The 1,842-nt window shown below is 55.5% G+C and carries 3 protein-coding genes and 1 riboswitch; all 3 genes read left to right on the top strand.

Features of this window, described 5'->3' with window-relative positions; genetic code table 11:
- Nucleotides 1-97: 97 nt before the first annotated feature.
- Nucleotides 98-290: riboswitch (cobalamin riboswitch) on the top strand.
- Nucleotides 291-470: 180 nt separating this feature from the next.
- Nucleotides 471-845 (top strand): ferredoxin, encoded by a 375-nt coding sequence (locus VU18_RS07790; protein ID WP_025039121.1) that lies wholly within the window; start codon nucleotides 471-473, stop codon nucleotides 843-845.
- Nucleotides 846-847: 2 nt separating this feature from the next.
- A complete protein-coding gene (locus VU18_RS07785; RefSeq protein WP_223812636.1) occupies nucleotides 848-1,555 on the top strand; it encodes a High-affinity nickel-transporter in 708 nt (235 codons plus the stop codon).
- 1 nt (nucleotide 1,556) lies between these two features.
- A partial coding sequence (locus VU18_RS07780) for an SAM-dependent methyltransferase (protein ID WP_047757896.1) occupies nucleotides 1,557-1,842 on the top strand: 286 nt, incomplete at its 3' end.

The following is a 1,842-nucleotide window of genomic DNA, read 5'->3' as shown; positions in this document are numbered from 1 at the left end:
CGTCGCCAACAAAGATTTGTCGGCAAAAAACGGTTGACGGCAACGCATTGGTTGTACTACGATGAAAACGGATGCTTGTTCCATGACAGCGCATATATGGCGGTAAGACAAACAAGGTGCCTAGCCCGCTTAGGGCTTGGGTGAAAAGGGAAGCTCGGTGAAAATCCGGCACGGTGCCCGCCACTGTGATGGGGAGCTTTGCGGCAACAAGTCACTGAAGGATGCTTCGGGAAGACGCCGCCAAGCGATGATCCTAAGTCAGGAGACCTGCCTTGTTTGGATCGGACGGATGCCTACGGGACTATAGGCAGACGTGCGGGAGAATGACGGCTTTAGGGGCCCTGTTTGGGCCGTTTACGGCTTTCGTATACATTTTTCTGCACCTCTGCTGTAGAGGTGCTTTTTCTTTTGTCGAAAAACCGTCCGTCTGCCGCATTTCATTCTACCATTCTAGCAAAAGGGGGGATTTGGTGGCGACGTGGGATTTGCGGGGAATGAAGCATCATGTGCTCATTTGCAACGGAGGGACGTGCCTCCGCCATGGCGGAGATGACGTGACAACCGCGGTGCGCGAGGAAATCGCCCGCCTTGGGCTTGACGACGCTGTCCATACAACAAGGACGCGCTGCAACGGACGCTGTCAAGATGCGTGTGTGATGATCGTCTACCCGGATGGCGTCTGGTACCGGTTGATGACACCGGAGAAGGCAAAAGAGGTCGTCCATCGCCATTTGCAAAACGGCGAGCCGCTTCGCGCGTGGGCGACGTATGAATACCGTGAAGACGGGTTGACCCGTCTTGGTGGGACGGAGTCGGTTATTGGCGTTCGAAAGAGGAGGACGTAATGATGGAATGGGCCAGTTATGTAATGTTAGCGATATTTCTCGGCATGCGTCATGGGATGGACAGCGACCATGTCGCGGCCATTGCGGATATGGTCGGAAGCGAGTCGCGGCGAAGACAGCAGTTGGCGCTCGGAATCATGTACGCTATTGGACACGGAGCAATCGTGTTTGTCATGGGGGTGGCGGCGCTCATGGTCGGCGCCCGGCTTTCCGAGTCGTCAGCCGCCGCCATTGAGCTCTTAGTTGGCGTTACGCTTGTGCTTCTTGGCGGGATGATGCTTTTTTCTCTTTTTCGGCGGGGTGAGGTGAAAAGCCGGTTTCAGCTCCTTTATGAGTTCGGCCATACGGTTACTCGATGGCTGCGGGGAAGGCGGGAAATGGACAGTTGCCGTTCTTTTTCGCATGTTGGTTGGGCTGGCGCCTTGATCATCGGCATCATTCATGGCATTGGCGTCGAAAGCCCGACCCAGCTAGCCATTATCACCCACGCGGTCGGAAAAGTGCGTGTGAGCGCCGCTGTCCTTCAGCTTGTGCTGTTTGTCGCCGGCTTGCTCATTGCGACGATTGCTACAGCGGCTGGATTATCGTGGGGATTTTGGAAAGCAAAGCAGCGGGAACGACTGTTTTATGTCCTTGGTGCGGTCACAGGGATTTACAGCATATGGTTAGGGATGTCGATGATAATCGAGATATGGAGAGGGGGGCTGTAAAGTGGGCGGCAAATTGCTCATTGTCGGCTTTGGCCCGGGAAGCGTCGACCATATGACGAAACGGGCTCGGGAAGCGATTGAAGAAAGCGACGTCATCATTGGCTACAAAACGTACATCGAACTTGTGCGCGATCTCATTGCTGGAAAAGAGATCATTAGCACGGGCATGACCGAAGAAGTGAGCCGCGCCCAAGCGGCGGTGAAGTGGGCCGAGCGCGGCAAAACGGTCGCCGTCATTTCAAGCGGCGACGCCGGGTTGTACGGCATGGCGGGGCTCGTGTATGAAG

The organism is Geobacillus sp. ZGt-1 (assembly GCF_001026865.1).
In the GTDB taxonomy this organism is placed as follows: domain Bacteria; phylum Bacillota; class Bacilli; order Bacillales; family Anoxybacillaceae; genus Geobacillus; species Geobacillus thermoleovorans.
Note: the sequence above shows the minus strand (reverse complement) of the source record. Positions and strands in the feature narration are given on the sequence as shown.

What these genes read in the sequence shown, in the direction of transcription:
- VU18_RS07785 (WP_223812636.1), top strand. Translation starts at nt 848, where the DNA reads ATGGAATGGGCCAGTTATGTAATGTTAGCGATATTTCTCGGCATGCGT.